Annotated in this window: 18 protein-coding genes and 2 pseudogenes; 8 read left to right on the forward strand and 12 right to left on the reverse strand. The window is 62.7% G+C overall.

What is annotated here, in order from left to right; all coding sequences use genetic code 11:
* Positions 1-3: 3 nt before the first annotated feature.
* Positions 4-1521, reverse strand: coding sequence for a chloride channel protein (locus F759_RS0110110; RefSeq protein ID WP_027799749.1), 1518 nt, complete (start codon positions 1519-1521; stop codon positions 4-6).
* Positions 1522-1730: 209 nt separating this feature from the next.
* On the opposite strand from F759_RS0110110, the gene waaC reads away from it, so the two are divergent.
* Positions 1731-2735 carry a lipopolysaccharide heptosyltransferase I gene (gene waaC / locus F759_RS0110115; protein ID WP_027799750.1) on the forward strand — a complete coding sequence of 335 codons (1005 nt, stop codon included), beginning with the start codon at positions 1731-1733 and terminating at the stop codon, positions 2733-2735.
* A 554-nt stretch (positions 2736-3289) separates the two neighbouring features.
* Positions 3290-3427: a hypothetical protein gene (locus tag F759_RS43270; RefSeq protein WP_167334016.1), complete on the forward strand. Its 138-nt coding sequence runs from the start codon at positions 3290-3292 to the stop codon at positions 3425-3427.
* 45 nt (positions 3428-3472) lie between these two features.
* Here the strand turns inward: F759_RS43270 and F759_RS0110125 are convergent, their stop codons facing one another.
* The 5 genes from F759_RS0110125 to F759_RS0110150 all read right to left on the reverse strand — a co-directional run bounded on the left by F759_RS0110125 (position 3473) and on the right by F759_RS0110150 (position 8729).
* Positions 3473-3652 (reverse strand): hypothetical protein, encoded by a 180-nt coding sequence (locus F759_RS0110125; RefSeq protein WP_027799751.1) that lies wholly within the window; start codon positions 3650-3652, stop codon positions 3473-3475.
* A gap of 153 nt (positions 3653-3805) precedes the next feature.
* A complete protein-coding gene (locus tag F759_RS0110130) occupies positions 3806-5113 on the reverse strand; it encodes an MFS transporter (protein WP_027799752.1) in 1308 nt (435 codons plus the stop codon).
* A gap of 392 nt (positions 5114-5505) precedes the next feature.
* Positions 5506-6042: an energy transducer TonB family protein gene (locus tag F759_RS0110140; RefSeq protein WP_027799754.1), complete on the reverse strand. Its 537-nt coding sequence runs from the start codon at positions 6040-6042 to the stop codon at positions 5506-5508.
* A 188-nt stretch (positions 6043-6230) separates the two neighbouring features.
* On the reverse strand, positions 6231-7637 hold the full coding sequence (gene argH, locus F759_RS0110145) for an argininosuccinate lyase (protein ID WP_027799755.1): 1407 nt from the start codon (positions 7635-7637) through the stop codon (positions 6231-6233).
* A 267-nt stretch (positions 7638-7904) separates the two neighbouring features.
* A complete protein-coding gene (locus tag F759_RS0110150) occupies positions 7905-8729 on the reverse strand; it encodes a helix-turn-helix transcriptional regulator (RefSeq protein WP_027799756.1) in 825 nt (274 codons plus the stop codon).
* A gap of 174 nt (positions 8730-8903) precedes the next feature.
* On the opposite strand from F759_RS0110150, the gene F759_RS0110155 reads away from it, so the two are divergent.
* Positions 8904-9656 (forward strand): class I SAM-dependent methyltransferase, encoded by a 753-nt coding sequence (locus F759_RS0110155; protein WP_027799757.1) that lies wholly within the window; start codon positions 8904-8906, stop codon positions 9654-9656.
* An 86-nt stretch (positions 9657-9742) separates the two neighbouring features.
* On the opposite strand, the gene F759_RS42065 is transcribed toward F759_RS0110155, so the two are convergent.
* From F759_RS42065 to ppc, 3 genes are all read right to left on the reverse strand, one after another.
* Entirely contained in the window at positions 9743-10210 is a 468-nt protein-coding gene (locus F759_RS42065) for a hypothetical protein (RefSeq protein WP_152530616.1), read from the reverse strand.
* An 18-nt stretch (positions 10211-10228) separates the two neighbouring features.
* On the reverse strand, positions 10229-10582 hold the full coding sequence (locus F759_RS37530; protein ID WP_407668528.1) for a M35 family metallo-endopeptidase: 354 nt from the start codon (positions 10580-10582) through the stop codon (positions 10229-10231).
* A gap of 491 nt (positions 10583-11073) precedes the next feature.
* Positions 11074-14328 carry a phosphoenolpyruvate carboxylase gene (ppc, locus tag F759_RS0110170; protein ID WP_027799758.1) on the reverse strand — a complete coding sequence of 1085 codons (3255 nt, stop codon included), beginning with the start codon at positions 14326-14328 and terminating at the stop codon, positions 11074-11076.
* Between the two features lie 415 nt (positions 14329-14743).
* On the opposite strand from ppc, the gene hemC reads away from it, so the two are divergent.
* Genes hemC through F759_RS0110190 form a run of 3 tightly spaced genes read left to right on the forward strand, consistent with a single transcriptional unit; the run spans position 14744 to position 19034 of the window.
* Positions 14744-15817 carry a hydroxymethylbilane synthase gene (gene hemC / locus F759_RS37535; protein ID WP_036024037.1) on the forward strand — a complete coding sequence of 358 codons (1074 nt, stop codon included), beginning with the start codon at positions 14744-14746 and terminating at the stop codon, positions 15815-15817.
* A complete protein-coding gene (hemDX, locus tag F759_RS0110185) occupies positions 15817-17841 on the forward strand; it encodes a fused uroporphyrinogen-III synthase HemD/membrane protein HemX (protein ID WP_036024039.1) in 2025 nt (674 codons plus the stop codon). The genes hemC and hemDX overlap by 1 nt, the downstream gene beginning before the upstream one ends.
* Before the next feature lie 2 nt (positions 17842-17843).
* On the forward strand, positions 17844-19034 hold the full coding sequence (locus F759_RS0110190; protein WP_027799761.1) for a heme biosynthesis protein HemY: 1191 nt from the start codon (positions 17844-17846) through the stop codon (positions 19032-19034).
* Positions 19035-19141: 107 nt separating this feature from the next.
* Here F759_RS0110190 and F759_RS44020 read toward each other — a convergent pair.
* Positions 19142-19609 (reverse strand): annotated as a pseudogene (locus F759_RS44020) (hypothetical protein).
* 337 nt (positions 19610-19946) lie between these two features.
* Between F759_RS44020 and F759_RS0110200 the strand changes: the two are divergent.
* Positions 19947-20776: pseudogene (locus tag F759_RS0110200) on the forward strand (DUF6402 family protein).
* A gap of 1010 nt (positions 20777-21786) precedes the next feature.
* On the opposite strand, the gene F759_RS0110215 reads toward F759_RS0110200, so the two are convergent.
* Together F759_RS0110215 and F759_RS0110220 are read right to left on the reverse strand one after the other, a co-directional pair.
* A complete protein-coding gene (locus F759_RS0110215) occupies positions 21787-22656 on the reverse strand; it encodes an SDR family oxidoreductase (RefSeq protein WP_027799765.1) in 870 nt (289 codons plus the stop codon).
* Between the two features lie 23 nt (positions 22657-22679).
* Positions 22680-23615, reverse strand: a complete 936-nt coding sequence (locus tag F759_RS0110220; RefSeq protein WP_027799766.1) for an NADP-dependent oxidoreductase — start codon at positions 23613-23615, stop codon at positions 22680-22682.
* A gap of 103 nt (positions 23616-23718) precedes the next feature.
* Here F759_RS0110220 and F759_RS0110225 point away from each other — a divergent pair, with 103 nt between their 5' ends.
* Positions 23719-24594: a LysR family transcriptional regulator gene (locus F759_RS0110225; RefSeq protein WP_027799767.1), complete on the forward strand. Its 876-nt coding sequence runs from the start codon at positions 23719-23721 to the stop codon at positions 24592-24594.
* The last annotated feature ends 214 nt before the right edge of the window (positions 24595-24808 follow it).

Consider the following 24808-nt stretch of genomic DNA (forward strand, 5'->3'; position numbering starts at 1 on the left):
GGCTTACGGGCGAGATACGGGCGTGTCGCCTTGGGCTGACGTGCCAGCTGGCGTATCAGTTGGCGTATCGGCAGAAGTGCGAGCGGACGTATCAGCAGAACTGTCAGCAGACGGCTCGTTGAAACCGTCGGCGGCGGTCACTTCCGCCACCTGCTCTGGCGCGTCGACTTCGGGCGCATCCACCTCGGGCACTTCCGGCACCGGAGCGGGCGCCGGATGGGGCAACGGCGCTATGTAGCGCTCAGAGAGCGCCTCGTAAAGCGGCGGGGCAAAAAAGCGCGACACACGGCTCGCAATGAGCGCGGTGGCCATCAGCGAAATCACGAGCGCGTGACCGTTGATCATCTCCATCACGATCACAAACGACGTGATCGGCGATTGCGTGACGGCCGCCAGATAGCCCACCATCGCGAGCGCGATCAGCATCGGCAGTTGCATGGAGCCGAATACCATGTGCAGCAGATTGCCGAAGCCCGCGCCGATCGACAGCGACGGCGCGAAAATGCCGCCCGGAATGCCGGGCAGGTATGAGCCGACCATCGAAATCATTTTGAGGAACGGATAGAACACCGACAGCTGTTCGTGTCCGTCGAGCAAGCCGCGCGCTTCCGCGTAGCCGCTGCCGAACGTCGTGCCGCCGGAAACGAAGCCCACGACGGCGATCACGAAGCCGCACAGCGCCGCGAACGCAACAGGCCGCTCGCCGTGCAACTGACGCAGCGGCGCGGGGATCCAGCGCGCGGTGTTCAACAGCAGCCAGCCGAACACGCCGCCCGCAATGCCCGTGATGATGGCCGTAAGCAGTACCGCCAGCGCAAGCAGATTGGGAAAGTGCGCGCCGATCTGAATGGTGCCGAAGTACGTGTAGTTGCCGTTCAACCCGAGCGCGATCACACCCGCAATGATGATGGCGGTAATCAGCACGCCGCTCGCACGTGCCTCGAAACTGCGCGTCAATTCCTCGATGGCGAACACGATACCGGCGAGCGGCGTGTTGAATGCCGCCGACAACCCCGCCGCCGCACCGGCGAGCACGAGTTGCCGCTCGATCAACGCATTCGATCGCGGATAAAGCCTGCGCAGATTGAACATCAGCGCCGCGCCCACTTGCACGGTCGGTCCTTCACGGCCAATCGTGAAGCCGCCGAGAATCGCCAGAAAAGACACAGCGATCTTGCCAAGCAGAATACGGAACGACAGCAGCCGCGCGCCATATTCGCCGGGTTTCGAGTGAAGCGTGGCAATCACCTGTGGGATGCCGCTGCCCTCGGCGCCGCGAAAGAACCTACGCGTAAGCCACACGGCGAGCGCGGCCACCGCGGGCGTGATGATGAGCGGCGCCCACACGTGCTCGCGCTGCACCGCGCGGAATTCGTCGTAGCCCCAATCGATTAGCCGCGCATAGAGCACCGCGATGAGCCCGACCGCGATCGCGCCGAGCCAGAAAATGCCGTATTGGCGCCAGAGGCGTCTCGCGCGACGGACGATTGCGGAAGAAAGAAGAGGTTGCGCTCGCGACATGAGTATCTGATGAGCAAAGCCTGAAGTATAAAGCGCGCGGATAGCGTAAAACCGTATGAAAGCGTTCTGAAATAGCGTAAAAAGGCAAACTGTAAGGCGCGCGATGTAAGACGCCGTATTGTTTGCGGGCCGCTGCAATGCCCGGTTCAGCAAAGACTATTCCTTTCGTCGGCTAAAATATTCTGACGTTGAACAACCAAAGGCCCTCAATGAAGCGAGTCCTTGTCGTCAAGGTCACCTCACTCGGCGATATCGTGCAAGCGCTGCCCGTCGTGGCCGACATCAAACGCGCGTTTCCAGGCGTTCAGGTGGATTGGGCCGCAGACGAAGCATTCGCCGAAGTGGCGCAGTGGTGCAAAGGCATCGACCGCGTGTTGTTCGCGCCGCTGCGGCGTTTCAAGAAAGCGCGCCGGTGGGCCGACCTGAAGGCGATCGCGGCGTCCATCTCCGAGTTGCGCGCGTACCGCTACGATTACATCATCGATATTCACGGCGTGTACAAAAGCGCGATCATCGCGTTTCTCGCCCGCTCGTCGCGGCGTATCGGCTATCAGTCACAGGATCTCGGCGAGCGCGGTGCTGCCTTTGCGTACACGGGGCGCTTCGGTCCGCGTCCGCAATGCAATGCGTGGCACGGCATGCGTATCAGCGCAGGCGAGGCCCTGGGCTACGAGGTGCAAGGCCCGGCCGTCTACGACCTGCAATTGCCCAAGCCGGCAAGACCGCCGTTCGAAGGCGAGCGCGTGCCTGTCGCCGCGCTCTTTCACGCGACATCGAAAGACGACAAGAAATGGCCGCTCTCGCATTGGGCGGTGGTCGGCCGCGAAGTCGCGCAACGCGGCTTTCGCGTGGTCTTGCCTTGGGGTTCGGAAGGCGAGCGCGCCGAAGCCGAGCAGATCGCCGCGCAGGTGCCAGGCTCAAAGATCCTGCCGAAGATGAGCGTGACGGAGATCGCCCAAATGATCGACGCGTGCGCGTTGGTGGTCGGCACGGACACCGGTTTTGTCCACCTCGCGCATGCACTGCAAAAGCGCACGGTGATGGTTTTCGTGGCGACTTCGCCCTCGCATTGCGGCGTGGAAGCACCGTTCCGCTCGATCTCGGTCGGCGACGGCCTTTCGGTGCCGCCCATCAGCGCCGTGCTCGACGCCATCGACTACGTGCACAGGAATCCGCAGGCCGCCGCTGCGCAGCAAGGTTCCGCTGCTGCCTGAGCGCGGCGCGTTTCGCAATCGTTTGCTCGAAAGAAAAGGGCGTGACGCGCAGCGTGCCCTTGCAACCGGCCCTATCGCGTGACGCCCTGAGAAACGCCCGCGTCGGGGAACGTCGGGCGAAAACGGTGTGAATTCCTGCGCAAATCTGCGGACCGCGGCGCACGAAGCGCCCATTACACGGTTGTTAAATCTGTCGCTTTTCGTTGGTGGCCAGACCGCTCATGGCCGCCGCCCGCGCCTGGTTGTGCCGCAAATGCGGGTGTCTATGCCGCGCGCAAACTGCGTCGTTCCGGTGCGGCGTTCCTCTTTGCGAAGCCGTAACGCAAGACCGGCAAGGCCCGTCACCAGCGGATGTGTTCAAGCCAGTATAGGCGGTGTTTCCGTCGGATGTGAGTCTGTATCGCCGTGGGTCTGACAGGGACACGCAAGATCAGGCGAACGTGTAACACGCGCGTGAAGTTCCCTTACAACTCGCAACGTTCTGGCGAGCGCGCGTCGTGTTCAATCTAGTCATTCGGGATTTCTCGAACGAACCAGATTCCACGGAGAACAATATGAAACGCTTGGTCCTGACACTGATCGCCGGCACCGTGCTCGCCACCATGCTGGGCGGCTGTATCGTCGCGCCGGCGCCTGGCTATTACTACGGCGGTGGCGGCTACTATCACCATCACGGCTATTACTACCGTTGAGATGGCGGCCTGTCGCAACGCCGGTCTGCGAGGACTGTCTGAGCGTCAGGCGACCAGCATTTCGAACGCGACGACCGCAGTGATGGCCGCCGCGTTCGCCGCCAGCGCCTCGACGACGATGCCCTTCCAGCTGGCGGGACGGAAGCGCAGCGCCAGCAGCAGCGAACACAGAAGCGCGAGCGCGATGATCATGACGACATCGGCATTGTGAAGATGGATATTCATCCAGACCTCCCTGCTTGCCACGTGGTTATTTCACTTCGAGTATAGGCAAGTCAAAAAGGCGCGCAAGGCAGAGGATTCACTCAGCGAAATCTCCGCCACGCAGGGACGCCCGCGATAATCCGCCGATGCTCCGCGCCATGCCGACGCAGTTCGTCACATCATGCGTGAGTCGCGCGTCTCGCGCATGCACAGCACGCCGATCATGCTGACGGCTGCCGCAATCGACACATATGCGCCAACCCACGGCAACCCGCCGCGCGCGGCCAGCATTTGCGCAATGTACGGCGCGACCGATGCGCCGAGAATCCCGCCCAGGTTGTACGACACGCCCGCGCCGGTGTAACGCACATTGGTCGGAAAGAGCTCGGGCAGCAGCGCGCCCATCGGCGCGAAAGTGACGCCCATCAGGAACAGTTCGATGACGAGGAACAGCAGCACGAGCGGCGTTTGCCCGCTGCCGAGGAGCGGTGCCATCGTGAAGCCGGACAGCACAGCCGCCACGATGCCGACGATCAGCACCGGCTTGCGCCCATAGCGGTCGCTTGCCCATGCGGACAGCGGCGTGGCGAGCGCCATGAACACCACGGCAACGCACAGCAGCCCGAGGAAGGTCTGCCGCGGAATGTGCAGCACCGACACGCCATACGAAAGCGAAAAAGTAGTCGCGTTATAGAACAGCGTGTAGCAGACCACCATCGCCAGTGCGCCCAGCAACGTGGGCAGCCCATGCTGCGACAGCAGCGTCGCGATCGGCACCTTCACGCGCTCCTGCCGCTCGATAGCAGCCTGGAAGGCGGGCGTCTCGGCAATCTTCAGGCGCACGTAAAGGCCAAGCGCGACCAGCACCGCGCTCACGAGGAACGGCACGCGCCAGCCCCAACTGCGGAACTGCTCGTCGCTCAACGACATCGCAAGCACGAAGAACAGGCCGTTGGACGCAAGAAAGCCTATCGACGGCCCCAGTTGCGGGAACATGCCGAACCAGCCGCGCTTGCCGGCAGGCGCGTTTTCGGTGGCGAGCAGCGCCGCGCCGCCCCATTCACCGCCGAGTCCAATGCCCTGGCCGAAACGCAAGATGCACAGGAGGATCGGCGCAAGACTGCCGATCGAGTCGTAGCCCGGCACGAAGCCGATCAGCGTGGTGGACACGCCCATCACGAGCAAAGAAGCGACGAGCGTCGATTTACGGCCGATGCGGTCGCCAAAGTGGCCGAACAGGAACGAGCCGATCGGCCGCGCGACGAATGCAATGCCGAACGTGACGAACGCCGACAGGGCCTGAGCCGTTGCCGAGCCATGCGGGAAAAACACAGGGCCTATGACGAGCGCCGCAGCGGTCGCATAGACATAGAAATCGTAGAACTCGATCGCGGTGCCGATGAAGCTCGCGAAGATGATCTGCGCGCTGTTGGTCTGCCCGGCCGAGTTGGGCCCGGCCGCGGAAATCGGCGATGTGGACATGCAGGGTCTCCATGTATCGTGATGCAGCGTTGCGTCGCCTGGTAGCGGCGCGATCAATCGGCATCTCTGTTGAGGTTCGTGCGCACTTGAATCGAACTTGCGTCGGCGATGAAGCTGACGGGCGACGAACCCGCAGCATACAACGTCGGCCGTGGGGCTCGCGCGCGAATGCGGCCTTCTCTCGCGTGCATGGCGATGACGCCGCAACGCAGCAAAAGGCGGTTGCGTGACGCGCGCGGATGGCGCGGCGCCGCGACGGTTGGCTGCAAGGCACGCCTGCGGATGAGCGGGCGCCCTGTGCCATGCCGGGAGGCCCCAGCGAGGGAATCGGAAAATTATAGCGAGCGCGGCGCTCGCGCAGCAAGGCGGCTGGCCGATCGGCCAAGCTGCGCTCAGTCGATGGTCAGCGCTTGCGGCGAGGCGAGTTCGCGCAACTGGAACTTGCCGTCGTCGTTGAAAAGCCAATCTTCGAACAGTTCGACCTGGCCGCGGCCGTTCAACAATTTGCCGGGCGGCAACGGCAGCGGCGACGCGCGCCGCAAGGTGGCGAGCGCGGTGCTTTCGGCTTCATCGTCGCCGTTCGTGCGATACACCGCCGACTGCACAACGTGTCCATTGCGGTCGACCGTGAACGACACGACGACGAGCGAGCGCAACATCGCTTGCGGCTTGCCGCGCAGCACATACGAAGGATTGCGCTCGACGATGCGTTGCGCGACGGCCTCGCGATACTGATCCAGCGTCGCGCTGTTGATTGCAGCGGGCGGCGTCGCGACGCTCGCACGTGGCGGCGGTGTAAAGGTGCAGCCGGCGACGGCGAGCGCGAGCAGCGCCATCGATGCGGTGCCGCGAAGAGATAACGACCATGCGCAGCCGCGGCAAGCGCTGCGTTCAGTCAGAGGGCGAAGGAAGCGCGTGCGGGTAAGCATGATGAACCACGACAAAGGGCCGAACCTGTTTTGATGGTAGTCAAAAACTGTCGTGTTTCAATCCGAGTTCGCCCTGTATGCGAGCAGGGCGTTAAAGAAAAAGGCGAACTCGCCAACGAGTTCGCCTTCGCAATGTGCTCATGCATGAGCGCGCCGATTCCGGCAGCGCGCTGCGAGTTCACGGCGCGTTAGTTCAACGCTTGCCGTGCCGCTTTGACCGCGGCCAGCACCTGCTCCGGTGCCGTGCCGCCCGGATGGTTGCGGCTCGCAACCGAGCCTTCGAGCGTCAGATACGAGAACACGTCGTCGCCGATCAGATGCGCGACGTTCGGCAACTCGGCACGCATTTCATCGAGCGTGAGGTCCGCGAGATCGCAGCCGCGATCCGCGCAGATACGCACGGCGAGCGCAACCGCTTCATGCGCGTCGCGAAACGGCAGGCCGCGCTTGACGAGATAGTCCGCAAGATCGGTTGCCGTCGAGAAACCCTGCAAGGCGGCCTCGCGCATGGCTTGCGGCTTCACCGAAATACCGGCGACCATTTCAGCGAAGATGCGCAGCGTATCGGCGACAGTGTCGACGGTGTCGAAGAGCGGCTCCTTGTCTTCCTGATTGTCCTTGTTGTACGCGAGCGGCTGGCCTTTCATCAGCGTGAGCAGCGCCATCAGATGACCGTTCACGCGGCCGGTCTTGCCGCGCGCGAGTTCGGGCACGTCCGGGTTCTTCTTCTGCGGCATGATCGACGAACCGGTGCAGAAGCGGTCGGCCAGATCGATGAAGCCGACGCGCGGGCTCATCCACAAGACAAGCTCTTCGGAAAAGCGCGACACGTGCGTCATGACGAGTGCCGACGCCGCCGTGAATTCGATCGCGAAGTCGCGGTCGGAGACTGCATCGAGCGAGTTCGCGCAGATGCCGTCGAAGCCGAGCGTTTTCGCTACCGCGTGACGGTCGATCGGATAGCTCGTGCCGGCGAGTGCCGCGGCGCCGAGCGGCAGACGGTTCACACGCTTGCGGCAGTCGATCATGCGCTCGGCGTCGCGCGAAAACATTTCGACGTACGCAAGCAGGTGATGGCCGAACGTGACCGGTTGCGCGACCTGCAAGTGCGTGAAGCCCGGCATGATGGTCGACGCATTCTTCTCCGCCATGTCGAGGAGCGCCATGCGCAGTTCCTTCAGCAACTCGCCGATGCGGTCGATCTCGCCGCGCAGCCACAGGCGGATGTCGGTCGCGACCTGGTCGTTACGCGAGCGACCGGTGTGCAGGCGCTTGCCCGCGTCGCCGATCAGCGCGGTCAGGCGCGCTTCGATGTTCAGGTGAACGTCTTCCAGATCGAGTTGCCACTCGAACTCGCCTCGCTCGATTTCGCCCTTGATCTGCGCCATGCCGCGTTGGATCGCGGCGAGGTCGTCGGCGGCGATGATCTTTTGCGCCGCCAGCATCGAGGCGTGCGCGAGCGACCCTTCAATGTCGACGAGCGCCAGACGCTTGTCGAAGAAAACCGACGACGTGTAGCGTTTGACGAGCTCCGACATCGGCTCCGAGAAGCGAGCCGACCAGGCTTCGCCTTTTTTGTGCAATTGGGACGTCATGGTGTTGGGCAGTTAAGCGGCAGTTAGGGAGCGGTTAAGCGCGATTGGATGAGCGGCGGAAGGCTGACCGTGCCGATGCACATGACACAACTGCGAGGGCGCCGCCGGAACAAACAAAGACCAAGGATTTTAACACTGGCGCAACGCCACGCCGATCACTGAAACGCCCCGTGTAAGCGAGGCCGCGCATGTCGGCTCACCGAGGCTCGCACGGCCGTTCAGACAGCAAGCTGGTTATTGGCTGGCATTCGCGGCCTGAAAGACGGCTTACTCCCGCACCAGCACCACGAGTTTCAGATCCTCGCGATGCGCGGGCTTGAACGTGATCTGATCGTAGACGAGGCGCCCGTCGCGCGGATGATTGAATTCGCGCCGCCCGCCTTCACGGCCGCCGACGTCCTGCGAAGCCCAGAAGCGTGCGAACGCGTCGCTCGCGGCGGTAAGCGAATCGATCAGCGCGCGCGTGGGCGCGTCGTTCAGATGACGGATCGAATCCGCGCGAAACTCGGCGGCCAGCCGCCGCGCCCGCGTTTCCCAGTCGACGATCAACTCGCGCGCCGCCGGTTCCGTGAACGTGTAGCGCAGCAGATTGCGGTCGTGCGCGCCGTCGAGCCAGCCGACAAAGAGGCCGGCGGCGCGCTCGTTCCACGCGAGCGCATTCCACTGACGGTCGAGCACATAGGCGGGCGCGTTCACGAGCTGGACGGTTTCGAGCAGTGTGGCGGGAGCGTCGGCGGCGGCCGGATCGGGCTCGGCCGGATCGCGCTGGGCGGCCAGTTCGAACAGATACGCGCGCTCGGCGCGCGACAGTTGCAGCGCGACGGCGATGCGCGCGAGCGCATCGGCCGAAGCGGAAACCGGGCGCCCTTGCTCGATCCACGTGTACCAGGTCGGGCTCACACCGCACAACTGCGCGACTTCCTCGCGACGCAAACCCGGCGTGCGGCGGCGCGGACCCGGCGGCAGGCCGATCGCTTGCGGCGACAGCCGTTCGCGATGCGCGCGGATGAAGTCGCCGAGCGCCCGGGCGGGCGTGGCCTCGAGCGGCGGCGGGTGGTCGGCGGAAGCGGGCGTGCTCGTTCGCGTGGTCATTCGGTTGCGGCGCGTGAGGAGGGTGGTTTAGATACCAGAATAATTGCTTAACTTGTACTGGTACATGGCGGGCTCTATTGTAGCGGCGTAGCGGCTCGAACGGCAGGCCGCGCTGCCGGCGCTACAAACGCGGAACCTCATACCTAGTCTCATGCAGATAACCGGAGCTATCCAATGAAGCATCACGATCAGGTCGCCGACGCCTTCGGGTCGACCGCCGCCGCCTATTTGACGAGTCCGACCCATGCAACCGGCGCCGATCTGCGGACGCTGGCCGAATCGATCGCCGCGACGCCGGATGCGACGGTGCTCGACATGGGTTGCGGCGCGGGCCACGCGAGTTTCGCAGTCGCGCCGCACTCGAAAGAGGTGGTCGCGTACGACATCGCCGCGCCGATGCTCGCCACCGTCGAAGGCGCGGCGAAGGAGCGCGGCCTCGCCAACATTCGCACGCAGCAGGGCGCGGCCGAAAAACTGCCGTTCGACGATCACACATTCGATTGGGTGATCAGCCGGATGAGCGCGCATCACTGGCACGACGTGGCTGCGGCGCTTGCCGAAGTGCGGCGTGTGCTGAAGCCGGGCGGCAGGGTGTTGTTTATCGATATCGCCGGCATCGACCATCCGTTGCTCGACACGCATATTCAGGCAATCGAGCTGTTGCGCGACGGCTCGCATATCCGCGATTACCGCGCCGACGAATGGATCGCGTTTTTCGAAGCCGCGGGTTTCAATGCGTCGATTCGCGAGCGCTGGCGTATCGACATCGAGTTCAGTTCGTGGGTGGCGCGCATGCGCACGCCTGAGCCGCGCATCGTCGCGATTCAGTCGCTGTGGCGCAGTTCGCCGGATGAGGTGCGGCAATATTTCGATGTGAAGGACGACGGCTCTTTCAAGCTCGATGCGTTGATGATCGAGGCGTGTTGAAAAGGCGTATGCGGAACCTGAACTGATTTGCTGGAGCCGGGCTTGCGCTTTCAGGAGCGCGCGGCTCCGCGCTGTGCGGGTTTTGCTTACTGCATCACCCGTGTTGTCGGCGTTACCTGCGGATCGCTGCAAAGGCGTTCACAACCACCTTCACATATCGGAACTAACGTCACGGCAATCTGATTCAACGCCTTGTTTCCCTTGCTGTCGATGTCCGGGCGTTTGATCGTCCGCGTATTCATCCAGATATTGCTTTCCTTAATTCCCAGTCGGATTAGATACGCTCGTAGCGCCGATCCTCTCAGCTTTGCAATCGCGACGGGATCGCGTTCGAGCACATATCCGCCTGTGTATAAGATTCCCCTAATTTCAACGTTTGGCCATTGGCGAGCGGCTATCACCAATTCCGTAATTCGCACGCGGTCAGAATTGGGAACCTCGGCTGAGTTAAGCGGTAAGCTGTCCTCCATGTTTTCGGACACCGTGCAGGCGTTTGCACGACTCGCTGCAATAAGAACGCACAGCACCAGAAACGTCGTCTTGGATGAGGTCATAAGTCATTTCATCTGGTGCTATTCCTCAAAGCCCACGTAACACGTCAGACTGTCGGCATTGCGGATTGCGTGATCCGGATTGGTCTGCGCCCAGAACGACAACCGGATGCTAATGCCGTACATTCCGTCATTCGAATCAAATACGTCCGTGAAGTGGGTGCACTCGTGAATCAGTGTCAACACCTTGCAGCCCCTCCATAATTGCGCTTCCGGCGACGTGCAGAAATGCGGATAGATGGCAATCATGCGCCTCACCGAGTCAGGTTTGCAGACAGAGGCGTCGGTTGAGCCATTGTCTGGAAACACTGTGCATGTTATGTTCGCCGCGTTGCGGTGCCGATAATCCTGAACCGGCCTTCGCATGTGCCGCACGTTGCTTCGTCGCCGTTAGCGCGAATGGTTTGCCACGGTCCGTCATATGAGTGGCCGAGCCCCCAACGACAATACCTCCTGTCGTAGTGGGGCTTCCCTGCACGACGAGCGCCTTACGCATGAACTCCGTCCTGTATAGGTGCATCGGCGACCGGCAGCCGGCAACGCCGTCCGAGCGTTTCGCGGTACTTTTTCTCTGACATGGGTTGTCTCCTCAAAAGCTGGAACGCCACAGAGCTTGTGGCCAGATGAGGATAATCGGCGAGACCGATTCGTCCTGTAAAAGACTGTCAAGTTTCGCGATCTGTTGACCGTGATCTCATTCCGTTGCCCACGCATATGCGGCTCGAAACAGATGGCGGAACGCGTCACCAACGCACCACGAACCGTTCCGCCAAAAACAAAGCCGAACGCGACCAATAGATCCACGCCCGGCTTCATTCCAACTCCACAGGCAGCGGCGCAGTGCAACGCCTCTGCCGTCCGACTCATCAACCCGTATTCCGCAACCCCGCCGCAATCCCGTTGATGCTCAAATGAATCCCGCGCCGCACGCGCGCGTTCGTATCGCCCGCACGGTGGCGCTTGAGCAGTTCGACCTGCAGGTGATTCAGCGGATCCAGATACGGAAAGCGGTTCTTGATCGACCGCGCGAGCAGCGGATTTTCCGCGAGCCGCTCGCTCTTACCGGTGATCTCCGACAACACTTTCGACGTGCGCTCCCATTCCGCGACGATCCGCTCGAACACATGCTTGCGCAGCTTCTTGTCGGACACGAGCGCCGCGTAGCGCGAGGCCACCGCAAGGTCAGTCTTCGCGAGCACCATGTCCATGTTCGAGAGCAGCGTCGAAAAGAACGGCCAGCTCTTGTGCATTTTCTTCAGCAACGTGAGACGGCGCCCGCGTTCCGCATCGCTCGGCGCACTGTCGAGATACGCGGCCACCGCGCTGCCAAAACCATACCAGCCGGTCAGCAACAGACGGCATTGGCCCCACGAGAAGCCCCACGGAATCGCGCGCAGGTCTTCTATCTTGCGTTGCTTCGGATCCTGCAATTTGCGCGATGCCGGACGGCTGCCGATGTTCAGCTCGGCGATCTCCGAGATCGGCGTGGACTCGAAAAAATACTCCTTGAAGCCGGGCGTTTCATACACCAGCGCGCGATACGAGGCCATCGCCGCATCGGACAATTGCTGCATCGTGGCTTCGAACACCGGCAATTCCGCGGGCGCGGTGCCATGCGGCAGCAGCGATGCTTCGAGCGTCGCGGCCACCACTGTTTCCAGATTGCGCCGGCCGATTTCCGGATTGCCGAACTTGCTCGCGATCACTTCGCCTTGCTCCGTCAAACGGATCTGACCGTCGACGGTGCCAGGCGGCTGCGACAGAATCGCCTGATAGGTCGGGCCGCCGCCACGGCCGACGGTGCCGCCGCGTCCGTGGAAAAGGCGCAGCGTAATGCGGCGTTCGTTAAAGAGCGACACGAGCGCGAGTTCCGCGCGATACAACTCCCAGTTCGACGTGAGGAAGCCGCCGTCCTTGTTGCTGTCCGAATAGCCGAGCATCACTTCCTGCTCGTTGCCCTGATGTTCGATGACCGAGTCGACGCCGGGCAGCGCAAGCAGATCGCGCATGATGTGCGGCGCGTTGCGCAAGTCGGGGATCGTCTCGAAGAGCGGGATCACCATCAGCGCGGCTTTCGCCGGATCGTCGGCGTTGCCGAGCTGCCCTTGCAGGAGGCCCGTTTCCTTTTGCAGCAACATCACTTCGATCAGATCGCTCACCGTCTCCGTGTGCGAAATGATGTAGTTGCGCACCGCCCGCGCGCCGAATTTTTCGCGCGTGACACGCGCTTCTTCCAGCACGCCGAGTTCGCTCTTCACGAGATCCGAGTAGTCGGCATACGGCAGACGCAATGGACGCGGCTGCGCGAGTTCCGCGAGCAGCACGTCGAGCTTCTCGCTTTCGGAGAGCCCTGCGTAGCCGTCATGAACGCCCGCGCGCGTCAGCAGCTCGGCAATCACTGCTTCGTGGATGTCCGAGCTCTGGCGCAAGTCGATGCTCGCCAGATGAAAGCCGAACACCTCGGCCGCGCGCGCGAGCGGCGCGAGACGCGGCGCGGCGAGCGGCGCGCCATGATGCTCGGCGAGCGAATCGATCAGCACGTGCAGATCGCGCACGAATTCGGCGGCGTCGTCGTAGGGCTTCGCGCGAATCGGCGCTGCGCCGCGGCCCGCGCTGCGCAGCGGCACGCTGCCTTCGCCGAGACGCACGCGCGCGCTTGCCGCGAGCCGCGTGTACATGCCGATCAGCGCGCGCCTGTAGGGCTCGTCTGTACGATGCGGCGAGCGGTCAGGCGAGATGTCCGCGAGCGCTTTGAGTTCGCTGCTCGCGCCGGCGAGCAGATTGGACACGGACAATTCAGCGCCGAGCTTGTGTACCTGCTCCAGATAGTGTTCGAAGATCACCTCGGCCTGGCGCGCGATTGCATGTTCGAGCGTTTCGGCCGTGACATTCGGATTGCCGTCGCGGTCACCGCCGATCCAGCTGCCCATCTGGAAGAATGGCGGCAGCCGCGCTTCGAGGCCGTGCTCCTTCAGCGCCTCTTCGATATCGGCGTAGAGCGCGGGAATTTCTTCGAGGAACGTGGCGCGGTAGTACGACAGCGCGTTTTCGATTTCATCGGCGACAGTGAGGCGCGAGTCGCGCAGCATCCGCGTTTGCCACAGCGACGTGACGCGCGCGCGCAGCATCGTTTCGTTGTTGGCGCGTTCGCGCTCGGTCAACTGCTGATCGCGTTCGGCAAGCAGGCGCGCGACGTCGTGCTCCGCGTCGAGGATGCTCTTGCGCTGCACTTCGGTGGGGTGCGCGGTCAGCACCGGCATGATGAGCGCGTCGTTGAAAAACTGCTGCAACACGGGCGTGGCTGCAGAGCCCGCTTCAACGAGCCTTTCGAGCGCATAGGCGATGGTGCCCGGCTGCGCCGTCGAACCGGCCAGCGCGTGAATCCGGTGACGGCGATTGCGGTGGCGGTCCTCGGCGATATTCGCGAGATGCGAGAAGTAACTGAACGCGCGCACCACGCTGACCGTTTGCTCGGGACTCAGCGAGCGCAGTTTTTTGTCGAGCGTCTGCGCGGCCGCATTGTCGTCTTCACGGCGAAAACGCACGGCCGTCTGACGGATCGTTTCGACGACGTCGAACACCGCGTCGCCTTCCTGTTCGCGCAGCACGTCGCCGAGCAGCCGCCCCAGATAGCGGATGTCCTGGAACAGCGGATGATCCTTGTCGTCGCGCGTGCGGCCGTTGGTTTTCGGCGCGGCGAGGGCGGTGTCCTCGGACACGGCTTGCAGCGTCGGCGCCTTGTCGTCGGCTTTGCTCTTCGCTTTTGCGTTCGCGTTCGCTTTTGCTTTTGCTTGGGCTTTTGCTTCGGCTTGCGCTTTGGGCTGAGCTTTTGCCTTCGCGTCGGCTTTCGCCTTGCTGTTTGCGGAGGCTCGGTCCGGCTCGTCGGCCTTCGAGGTCTTCACGGCTTTTTCCGGTTTGACCGGCGCGGCGGTTCTATCGGCCTTGATGGCTTTCGCGGCGTTGGCAGCTTTCGCGCTGGTGGTCGCGCGTTTGGTTATACCCGGCTGGGCAGTGCCTGCGCTAGACGATGCGGAAGCCGCGGACGCCGTGGCGTCGGCAGTGGAAGCGTTGGGCGATGCAGTGTTGCGGCGGGCAGGGCGCGCCGATCCGGAAGACGTCACGATGGGTTTCCTCAGGGAAGCCAGGGTCTGTTAAGTGATGAACTGCTACTGCGGAACTCGGAACTGCATTCGAACTGCAACGTGAACTGCACTGAAGCGGTATGCACCGATGGGGATACGCCGGAGAGGATGGCCGCGCGCCCGCTCTGCATTCGACGCATGTTGCGCCGCATTGCATGATCGCGCATGAAGCGGCGCGGCGCGCGAACGACCGTGCGCGACAGGCCGCAATGGGACAGCCGCGCAGCGCGCGAAGCCCGTCTCCTCCATCGATACCGCGTTGGCACGGCGGTCCGCCGCGCCTCGATTCGAGCCTTGATCCGTAAGGGCGACAGGCGGGCGAACCGGGGGTTGAACGCGGGGGCGCGTGCTAACATTGTTTGTTATTCCATCCCGTCATTCAATCGACAAGCTAATGAACACCGAGACGTTTGCCGCGCCACCCCACACGCTTGTGATTGCGTCGCGAGAAAGCCGCCTCGCCATGTGGCAGGCGGAGCATGTGCGATGTGCGCTGCACAAATTATATCCATCTTGTGACGTAAAAATCCTCGGAATGACGACACGTGGCGATCAGATTCTCGATCGCACTTTGTCGAAGGTGGGTGGCAAGGGGCTGTTCGTCAAGGAACTGGAAGCTGCGCTTGCCGATGGCCGCGCCGATCTCGCTGTGCACTCGCTGAAAGACGTGCCGATGGAATTGCCCGACGGCTTCGCGCTGTCCACGATCCTGGAGCGCGAAGACCCGCGCGACGCGCTGGTGTCGAACGATTACGAGTCGCTAGCCGCGCTGCCGGCCGGTGCGGTGGTGGGCACCTCGAGCCTGCGCCGCGAAGCGATGCTGCGCATGCGCTATCCGAACCTCGAAGTGCGGCCGCTGCGTGGCAATCTCGATACGCGCCTCGCCAAACTCGATCGCGGCGATTACGCGGCGATCATTCTCGCTGCGGCTGGCCTGAAGCGCCTGGGCCTTGGTGACCGTATCCGCGCGCTGCTCGATCCTGAGGACAGCTTGCCTGCGGCGGGGCAGGGCGCGCTCGGCATCGAGATTCGCGCCGATCGCGCTGACCTCGCCGCATGGCTCGCGCCGCTGCATCACGAGCACACGGCGGCCGCCGTCGAAGCGGAGCGCATGGTGTCGCGCGCACTCGGCGGCAGTTGCGAAGTGCCGCTTGCCGCATATGCGACATGGCATGACGGCGCGCTGCATCTGCGTGGCATCGTGGCGACGCCCGACGGCCAACGCGTGCTGAGCGCACAGGCGTCCGCGCCCGCGCCGACCGCCGAGCGCGCTATCGCCTTGGGCCGTGAAGTGGCGAGCGCGCTCGAACAGCAAGGCGCGATGGACATCGTCCGGGCGCTGAGCACGGCGAGCGGTCCTGGCGCGTCTGGGACGGCGACGAGCACAGGCGCAGGCGCAGGCTCAGGCTCAGGCTCAGGCTCAGGCTCAGGCTCAGGCTCAGCGGACAGCCCGGTGTCCGGCGACTGATGGCGGCCGACATTCCCGACGACGCATCGTCACCCGTCGGCAAGGCGGCGTTCGCAGTCGTGATTACGCGACCGGCCGGTCAGTCGAGTGAACTGATCGAACGTCTGTCCGCAGCCGGCGTCCACACGCTCGACTTCCCGCTGATCGACATCGCGCCCGTCGCGGACGACGCCCCATTGCGCGCCGCGCTCGCGTCGCTAGAACGCTACGCGCTCGTCGTGTTCGTGTCGCCGAACGCGATCGATCACGCGTTCGCGAAGAGCGGCGCCATCTGGCCGCACGCGTTGCCGGTCGGCGTGGTCGGGCCGGGCAGCGTGCGTGCGCTCTCGCGTCATGGCGTCAGTGCTCCGGCTCACCAGGTCATCAGCCCCGCATCCGCATCCGCTGCCGATGACGATAACGGGCGCTTCGATTCCGAAGGCCTCTTCGCCGCGATCGACGCAGCGCTCGGCGAAGCAAACCTCGAAGGCAAGCGCGTCCTGATCGTGCGCGGCGACGGCGGCCGCGAGTGGCTCGCTGATCGTCTGCGCGAAGCCGGCGCGGAAGTGGAGACGGTCGCGGCATACCGCCGTCTGGTGCCGGAACCGTCGATCGCCGCGTGGGCGCGCGTGCATCAACTGCTTGCGGGGGAACCGCATGCTTGGGTTCTGACCAGTTCCGAAGGCGTGCGCAATCTGCACGAACTCGCGCAAGAACATCTGACGGCCGACGAACTCGCGCAACTCAAGCACGCCACGCTCGTCACGCCGCATCCGCGTATTGCTGAGACAGCGCGGGCATTGGGTTTTGATAGGATTACGGTGTCCGGCGCGGGCGACGAGCGCATCGCCCACGCCTTGCTCGCCGCCCTGCCGACCGTAGTTCAACCGGTATCGTCCAATCCGGCTCATTCACCGGCTAAATCACGCATGACTGAAACGAACGCATCCACGAACGCTTCACCCCAGCCGGCCGCGACCGCAGCGTTGCCGCCGAACCAACCCTTCACGCCCTACGAAGCGCAAAAGCGCCGCAGTGCGAGCGGACCGCTGCTGTGGTTTGTCGTCGTGGTTCTTGCTTGCGCCGCGGGCGTGGGCGGCTATGCACTCAATCGCAAGCTTGAGCGCACCGAGCAGCAAATCGCGCAGCGTCAGCAGGCGAACGACACGCAAACCAACGAGCTACGCATCAAGACCGAGCAGGCGCTTGCCACGGTGCGTCAGTCCGACTCGCAGGTCGCGCAACTCGAAGGCAAGCTCGCCGATGCGCAGGCCGCGCAGCAGGCGCTGCAACAGCAGTACTCGGATCTTGCGCGTAATCGCGACGACTGGACGCTCGCCGAAGTCGGTCAGATGCTGTCGGCGGCGAGCCAGCAGTTGCAACTCACCGGCAACACGCAACTCGCGCTCTTCGCGCTGCAAAGCGCCGACACGCGGCTCGCCGCGTCGGACAGCCCGCAGGCGGTCGCGGTGCGCAAGGCCATCGCGCAGGACATCGACAAGCTGAAGGCCGCGCCTTCCACCGACCTCACGGGTCTCGCGATCAAGCTCGACAATGCGGTCGATCAGGTCGACAGCTTGCCGCTCTCCGGCGAAGCGCCAATCGCGCATGCGACGCCGCGCGCGGCGACATGGGCCGACACGGCCAAGGTATCTGCGGCCACCGGCGAGCCGCGCTGGAAAGTGTGGTGGGACCAGTTGACGCGCGGCATCGGCCAGCAGTTGACGAGCCTCGTGCAGGTACGCCGCATCGACAACGTGGACGCGATGATGATCGCGCCCGACCAGGGCTACTTCGTGCGCGAGAACGTGAAGCTGCGTTTGCTCTCGGCGCGTCTCGCGCTGCTCTCGCGCAACGAGACTACACTCAAGTCCGACTTGCAGGCGGCGCAAACGGCGCTGACGCGTTACTTCGATACGTCGTCGACTAAAACGCAGACCGTTGTCGATCTCGTCAAGCAGGTGGAAGCCGGTTCGGCCGCGGTCGAATTGCCGAATCTGAACACGAGCTTGCAAGCCGTCAATCAATACCGGAGCCGGGGTTAATCATGGCGATCCGGGGACTTCTATGGCTCGCGTTGCTGTTCACCGTCGCAGTCGTGCTTGCGGTGGTCGGACGCTTCGACATGGGGCAGGTGCTGCTGGTGTATCCGCCGTACCGCGTCGACATTTCGCTGAATCTGTTCGTGGTCGGGCTGGTGGTGCTGTTCATTCTGCTGTATGCGCTTTTGCGCATCGTGCGCAATATCTGGCGCATGCCGCAGCGCGTGGCTGCCTACCGTGCGCGCTCGCGTGTCGCGAAGGCGCACGCTGCGCTGCGTGACGCCATCGGCAACCTCTACGCGGGGCGCTTCTCGCGCGCGGAAAAGGCCGCGAAGGACGCGCTCGCGAACGGCGACAACAAGGGTGCGGCCGGATTGATCGCGGCGACTGCGGCGCATCGCATGCATGAATATGCGCGGCGCGACGAATGGCTCGCGCAGATCGACGAGGCCGACTGGCAGGACGCGCGTCTGATGGCCACCGCCGACATGCGCGCCGACGGCCGCGACGCGGACGGCGCGCTCACCGCGCTCACCGAAATGCAATCGCAGGGCGCGCGGCGCATTCACGCGCAGCAGATCATGTTGCGCGCGCAGCAGCAATTGAAGAACTGGGGCGAAGTGCTCAAGCTCGTCAAGACGCTGGAAAAGCGCGAGGCGATTCATCCGGCTGTGGCAGTGCGCTTGCGGCAACTGGCGGCGGAGAATTTGCTGCGCGATCGTCGGCACAACGCCGATGCGCTGCTCGAACTGTGGAATTCGCTCACGCCGACCGAGCGTCATTCACCGCGTCTTGCCGATCTGGCCGCCGAACTGCTGGTGGTGCTGAATCGTCCGCAGGAAGCGCGCAAGATCGTTGAGGATGCGCTCGCGCAGAATTGGGATGCGCGCTTGCTGCGTCGCTACCCGGATACTGCGGGCGGCGATGCGTTGCCGCTGATCCAGAAGGCCGAAGCGTGGCAGAAGGATCGTCCGGACGATGCCGACTTGCTATTCGCGTTGGGGCGGTTATGCCTGCATCAGCAGTTGTGGGGGAAGGCGCAGTCGTTCCTCGAGCGTGCGTTGAAGCTTGCCGATAACGAGACGCTGAAGATCCGTTCGCATCGCGCGTTGGCGCGTTTGCACGAGCAGCTTGGCGATACGGAGAAGGCGAGCCAGCATTATCGCGAGAGTGCGTTGGCGATGAATGTGGTGTGAACTCGGCCTTTGCGCTGTGTTGATTCGCTGAACCGTATGCGCGTTTGTATGCTTTGCCTGATGGCCGCAGCCGATGCTGCGGCCATTTGTTTTTCTGCTTGGTTTAGTCAGTGTGCGGAGGTTATTTGTGGGTGTGCGACGTTCGTGGTTAGTCTACCGGCGGACTTTGCGGATTTGCTTTTGCGGCGCGGTGCACTTTCGCTGGCAGTAGAGGTTGGGGCTCTCTGCGATGCCTCGGCGAGGAGCTTCGTCGCGTGATACGCGGTAATGCGGCTGTGCGGGACGCCCTTTGCATCGAGGGCAATCACCTGGAACAGCTCGCGGTCGCATTGAAGTTCCTGCTGATAGTGCTCAGCCGTGTCCAGTAGCACCTCGACGAGCGTCTGACGATGTCGTTGCTCGTCGCGTGTTATGGCAGGATGCCTAACTATTTACGACGCGAGTGTGATCAAGGTGTCCAGTTGAGCTGCCTGCCGGTCGCATAGATCGAATGCAGAAAGGGCTAGCTTTTCGTACTGGAGGGCGTCGACTGTTGGGCGTGGCCGCTGAGCGTTCCCCGGCGACTTGCTGCTTATAAGGTAGTGGCTGTCGCGGATTTTGTTTCGGGTGGCTAAATGTCCGGGTTTGTGAAGAGTTGTCAACGCATATCGACAAAGTCGGCGGGGCACGTTATAGGTTCCTCCTGCGAACGCAATGAGCTTGTGAGCGACATGAACAACCTCGATCGACACCCGTATGGACGAACAAGAACTTTTGTTTTACACACCGAACAACGGCGCGTGGGAATGCCGTCCAGGCATTGATATCTGATACATCGGCGAGGGGCAAGCTCCAAGCGTCGCAGCGCCTGCAAGGCCGCGATCAGAAGCGGAGCCACTCGAACTTACCGACATTCCCGGCGCGATGCAAAAGATGGGGTGGCACGTCGCGGCCGCGCTGCTTAACAAGTGGTTCCACTACACGCCGAAGAACGAGGCCACGAATAGCTTCCAGAACGCTCACGGGTATCACAGTGATGGCTCAGGTGCATATCCACGCGACCGAATTGACACAACGACGGTCAAGCTCGACTGGATACTGTCGTTCCACGAGCTGCCCGCGTGTTCAAGGAATTGCAAAACACTGATCGACTCGGGAACAATGCCGCGGTGCAGTCGATCCTCGCTCGCCTTTATTCTTACAAGGGCTACGACGGCTGGATCGATCCTCCGCACGCATGTGGGAACGACATTCACAGGTTCCACAGGAACTTCCAGTTTCAGAGAGCGTTGGTCGACACGTCGGCATTGGAAAAGGCCGAGACTTTTTTCAGAGCGATGCTTCATCATGGATTGCCGGACGATCTTGCGGGCGCACTTGGCGGGTTTGAGTTTTGCGCTGCGATCGCGGAGGCGGATCAAACCGGTGTGGCGTGGGACGGAAGTGCAAATCACCAAAGTCGCTCTTTACATGCACAACCTTATTCCTTTTTCGACGATGCCGGAGGCTCGCAATATCTCGGCCATTGGAACAAGGACGGCATCGCCTTAGTCCCGTTTGGCTTCGCCGCGCAGAAGGCCGGCTTCGGCTCGTGGAGTCACTACGCGATTCAGCCGGAAGGGCCATACGGCCGCACATTTTGGCCAGTCCACAATTCAGATTTTCGGCGCTGGCAAGAGCAGCACAATGCGGGTGGCGACATGGTTCTCTACTCCGATTATCGTGTTGTGACGCTCAAAACGCCTGTCCGAATGAGTATGTGACGATGGGACTGCAAGGAGGCGGAGACGGCGCGTTACTGGCATTTGGAGCCGTGTTACTGGCGGTGACCGTGGCTGTAGTGGGTGTTTGGTCAGTGATGTTTGCATTTGCGGCCACCACAGGCAGAGCGGAACGGATCTCACGTGTAGTTAAGGTCTGTGCGAAGTGCCTTGTCGCGGTCGTCGTGATTGCGCTAGTGGTTGATTACGCGTTAGATATCAGATTGCGGTCAGGGGCGCACGACTGCCAAAGGAAGAAGTCAGACGATGGTCAGTACGTCGCCGAGTTATGCCTGCTCCGCGACAACGGCCATGACGCTGATTATGTCGGTAGGGTGTATGACGCGAAGGATGGCCGGTTACTCGTGGAGCGAACGTTCGATGCCGCCGAAACGGAGTTGTCCTGGTTCAATGGACAGGTTAGTTTTATGCGGGGCGGGGAGGATTCCAATACGGTACGGTTACCAGCTTCCTGGATCGAGCGGCTGCGAGCTAGGATGCCGTAGGCGGGTCTGGCATTAGTCCTCGGTTGGATCGCGGGCTCGGGAATGGGCGGTCTCGGGAGAGATGGAGGGCTCGTCGCTCTGCTCGCAGATTGCAACTCGACCTTGCTTGCAGAGAAGCCGGACCCGACATCCGGCCTTTATGCAACCCATACTGTACTCAAGCCCGCTGACGTCCGCGTACCAGAGAAGTTTGATCCGGCTTACAGTCAGATGGTTTATCTGAAGATCAACGCCGACAATCGCAACCCGCGTTTGTAGGTTCCTTCATGTCGGCCTTCAAGGAAATGCACACGTTCGATGATCCGCTGTTTCATCCGATGCTGAATGGGTTCATCAACTGGATGCATAGTCAGCCGGTCGCGCGGAAACACCGACAACCGCAGAGCAGCCCAAATCGGCAAAGCTTTGACGGTTTCCGGAAACGTATGGCCCGCTGCATAGAGTACCGTCGGCCCAGTACAAGACCCGGACTCTATGCTTCTGCGACTATCGCGTGACGTCCTCGTTTCAGGACGCGGTAGTGGCCTCCCTGACAAAATCGGCGTACTTGCGCAGAGGGCGTCCCAGGATGGCCTGCAGGCGGTCCCCCGTTTCCTCCGTGCCGCGCATGCCGAACTTCTGGATGCCGGCCATCATCAGACGCATGTCGTATGCGAGCCACGCGGGACCGAGCGAGGCCATCTGCCCTTCGAAGGCTGCCACGTCATCGCCTCCATAGGTCACCTCGCGTCCCAGGGCGGAACTCCAGATCGTTGCCGCTGATGCGCCCGTCAGCGCATCGGGACCGACGAGCTCCAACGTCACTCGCGCAAGCGCAGTCGAGGCCCTGTCGCGGCGCAGGAGTTCGACGACAGCGACGTCTGCGATGTCTCGCGTATCGATCATCGAAACGCCTGCTGACCCAATCGGCATGGGATAGACACCATAGTCCTGGATGACCTGCTGGATCATGCGTTCATTCTGCATGAAGTAGGCGGGTCGCAGGATAGTCGCTGGAATGTCGAGGCTCTCGATCATGCGTTCGACTGCGTGCTTGCCCGCGAAGTGCGGAACGTTCGTGTACTTGTCCGCGTGAATCACCGACAGGTAGACGACGCGCTCGATGCCAGATTCGCGCGCAAGGTTCAGCGCGTTCAGCGCTTGTGTCGCTTCATCGGGCGTGACGGCGTTCAACAGGAATAGCGTTCGCACCGAGCGCAGCGCTGCGCGCATCGAGGTCACGTCCGTAAGATCGCCTATGACCTCGGCGACGCCTGCGGGAAGGTTCAGCTTGCCCTGCTTGCGAACGAGCGCCTTGACGTCGGCGCCAGCATCGGCAAGGCGTTCGACGATCAGAGAGCCGATGGTGCCCGTAGCACCGGTAACGAGAATGCTCATGTGAATCTCCAGCCAGAGGTTGGTTAGTAAGAGAAGTCCGCCACGACCTTGCCGGTGCGGGAGTCGGTGCGATTGCGTTCGATGGCTGCGGGGATGTCCTCGAAACCGACCACCTCGCTCACCCTAAATTTCAAAGTGCCGTTTGCGATGTCTGCGGCCAGCTTTTCCAGAAGACCCGCGTCCGGCCGGTTCATGAACCACAGGCCGCGGCGGCCCGCTGGCGTGCGCGCCAGAATGTCGGGCGACGACGTGCCAACGACGGCGCCGGTCTGCGTCAGCACTTGCCACGAGCGATCGAGCACTTCGCCGCCAACGTAATCGAGCACCAGTTCGATGTCTCGCGCGATGTCCTCGAAACGTTGAGTCTGGTAGTCGATGACATGGTCCGCGCCGAGACTGCGCACGTATTCGACATGAGCAGTGGCCGCTGTCGCAAAGACTTCGGCACCTGCGCGCTTCGCGTACTGCACGGCATAGCCGCCGAGCCCGCCCGCTGCGCCGTGGATCAGGATCCGCTGGCCTGAGCGGACTGGGCCCGCGTGGTAAAGGCTTTGCCAGGCCGACACGGCCGCCACGGGGATGGCGGCCGCCTGAACATCGTCCAAACCATCAGGCGTGCGGGACAGGTTCGCTTCGTCGACCGTGACGAAATCGGTGTACGCGCCCAGCCCGCCGAGCGACCCCATGACGCGATCGCCGACACGAAACCGCGAGGCGCCGGGACCAACGGCCTCGACAACACCGGCGAGCTCGATGCCCAGAACGGCGGGCACTTGAAGTGGGAAGGCGTCGCGAACATAGCCCTCACGGACTTTCCAATCGATGCCGTTCACACCGGCGGCGCGAACGCCGACCAGTACCTGGCCCTGTCTCGCTTCCGGCCTCTCGATCCGGCCTACTTCGGCGGCGCTGGCACCTCCGTAAGACCGGATCAGTACAGCACGTTGAGTCGTGTTCATTGCAGGTTCCTCATGTCAAGTTGCGGTGAGGAGAAGATAGGCCGTTGCGAAGTTAAAACAAAGACGCGAAAATGAAGACACGTCGTTTCAAAAATGGAACACCATGGATCTGAACGCTTTAGCTGACTTCGCGCTAGTCGCAACGAACGGAGGACTGGGAAAGGCAAGCCGTGCGAGTGGCAAGTCGAAGGCGACTCTTTCCCGCCGGATTTCCGACCTGGAAGAGCAACTGGGCGTGCGGCTCATCGAGCGCAGCGCCCGGGGGCTGAGGCTTACCGAAGCCGGCGAGATGCTGATGACCCGAACCGAGGGGCCGATGCACGAGGTGGCCGAAGCGATGACGGCGACGCGGGAGGGGCTGTCGACGCCTCGCGGACGCTTGCGCGTTGCGTCGCCCGTGCTGTTCTCGCAGCTTGCTATGGGGCGGATCTGCGCCGAGTTCTTTGCGGCATATCCGGAAGTCACGGTCGAAGTGGTCGCCGACGACCGCGCGGTCGATCTTGTCGAGGAACAGTTCGACGTCGCGATCCGGGTCAATCCGAGCCCGGACAGTAGTCTGGTGGGCCGGTGCTTTGCGAAAGACCGGCTGGTTGTAGTCGCGGCGCCCGGCGTACCGATGCCGGACCCGGGCGCGGTGCGGGCGGTTCCCGGCATCGTCTTTGCGGGTTTCCAACCCACCAACTGGACGCTCGACGAAGGGCGTTTGATCCTCGCGCCCATTCCCAAGATAACGCTGTCCTCGTTCCTGATGATCCGCGACGCCGCTGTTGCCGGCGCTGGTGCTGCGCTGATTCCGCAGTCCATCGCCTGGAACCAGCTCACTCGCGGCGAGCTGGTTCAGTGGGGAACAGTCGCGGGCGCGGAAACTGCGCTCTGGGTCTTGCACACCTCGCGGCGTCTTCCTGCGCCGAAGGTTCGCGCGTTCGTGGAGTTCATGTGCGATCAATATCCGGACCTGTCTCTCGTACTCAAGGGATAGAAGACAGATCGGTCGCGGCTTTTGCGCGGAATCGTCGTGGACGAGGGTGCGCGCGGCCGCTTCCAGGCGACAACTCGAACAGCCGATTTGGGCCGACTACTGCCTCATACCGCTGGCAGCAGCCGATCCTCTGGTTTGCGCTCAGTGCTGCTTCGGGCAAGCGGCCGCTTTTCGCCGCAAGCTGACTACTCCAAAGGGCCAGCGGCCGATTAAA

This window comes from Paraburkholderia dilworthii, assembly GCF_000472525.1.
Taxonomy (GTDB): Bacteria; Pseudomonadota; Gammaproteobacteria; order Burkholderiales; family Burkholderiaceae; genus Paraburkholderia; species Paraburkholderia dilworthii.